The sequence below is a fragment of the Paenibacillus sp. P4_A9 genome, from assembly GCF_056402415.1.
In genome coordinates, this window is the sequence record NZ_JBFUHL010000197.1 from 1 (window position 1) to 1,694 (window position 1,694).

2 protein-coding genes are annotated in these 1,694 nt (G+C 40.1%); both read left to right on the plus strand.

What is annotated here, in order from left to right; genetic code table 11:
* Nucleotides 1-784: carbohydrate ABC transporter permease (locus tag AC1DVJ_RS30870; protein WP_477596734.1), on the plus strand; the 784-nt coding region annotated here is incomplete at its 5' end.
* Nucleotides 785-873: 89 nt separating this feature from the next.
* On the plus strand, nt 874-1,694 hold an 821-nt coding region (locus tag AC1DVJ_RS30875; RefSeq protein ID WP_477596736.1), incomplete at its 3' end, for a hypothetical protein.

Consider the following 1,694-nt stretch of genomic DNA (forward strand, 5'->3'; position numbering starts at 1 on the left):
CTCCAATGAGGAATCATTATTAAAATACGGGTACAAGTTAATCCCGGTAGATTTTGATCTGACAGCATATAAACTCATTTTCGGGAAACCGCAGCAAATCTTGAATGCCTACCTTACAACAACCATTCAGGCGGTAGGCGGCATGATTTGTGGATTGATTGTTATGTCCACTTGCGCTTATGCCTTATCTCGAAAGAATTTTAAGCTTCGTAAACCAATTGTTATGTTTATTTTCTTCACGCTGCTATTTGGTGGAGGACTTATTCCGAGCTATATTCTCATAACGCAGTATCTTCACCTCAATAATACGATCTTTGTTTACATTCTCCCGACGTTAGCCAATGCCTTCTATATCATTATTTTACGTACATTCTTTCAAGGCTTGCCTGACGCTCTGGTTGAATCGGCTAAAATTGATGGTGCTAGCGAATTTCGAGTCTATTGGCAAATTATTCTTCCGCTGTCTAAACCAGCTCTTGCAACCATCGGATTGTTCGTGCTGCTAGACAAATGGAATGATTGGTTCACATCCTTGATTTATATTCGTGATGAGAAACTTTACACCTTGCAATTTCTGTTGCAACGAATTTTGATGGAAGTTGAGTTCCTCAAAAATGCCATGACGTATAACGTGAATATGGACAATGTAAATCTGTATAAACTTCCGTCTGAATCACTCAGATTTGCTATGGCGATCGTAGCGGCAGGACCTCTTCTTATGGTGTTTCCATTCTTCCAGAAATACTTCTCTAAAGGACTTACAGTTGGTGCAGTAAAGGGTTGATTACCTGTTTATACCAGTTCTGGAACAGTTAATAAGTTCCAGAACTGTATAATATACGATTTGAACAGATTGAAAGGGGAAAAACACAGATGAAAACACTTAATACTGTATTTAGCAAAACGATTCTTCTAAGCATGACGACTGCTTTAATTATTACAGGGTGCGGTAAAACAGGAACAAGCACGCCTTCGGCTTCTACAAATGCAACACCTACTGCAGCAGCAGCAGCAGCAGCTGCAAAGCCAGTTACACTGAAGTTTGTAACAATGGGTCCTGGCAAGCAAGCAGATTCGCAAGAGGTTTATGATGAGTTTAACAAGAAATTGGCAACATTACTTCCAAATACGAAGGTAGAATTCGTTCCAATGACTGGCGCCGAGTACGCTGAGAAATGGAAACTAATGGCTGCTGCATCTGAGGAAATTGACATTGCATGGACAGGTTATCTATTGGATTATCCAGGTGAAGTCAACAAAGGTTCTTATATCGAATTGGATGCATTGGTTGACAAATATGCACCAGAAATTAAGAAAGAAATTCCATCTTGGGTATTGGACCGCGCTCGTGTGAACGGCAAATTGTATGCGATTCCAAACTATCAACAAGCGGTTGATAACCGTCCAACGATGCGTGTACCAAAAGAGTTTGTTGAGAAAGGATACATCGATCCGAAGGCAGCACAAGAAACTTTCTATAAAACAGGTCCTGCATCCAAGGAATCACTCGCTCTCATCGAAAGTTACCTAGAGAAATTGAAGCAGAACAATCTATTACGTAAAGGCTTTAGCCCGAATGTACTTACAGGAATGGTGCATCACAATATCATTACACCATCTTTCAAATTAGTAGGTGATTTGAAGGATCCGAAGAGCTTAAAGGTTATCAATTTGTATGACACACCTGATGAGCA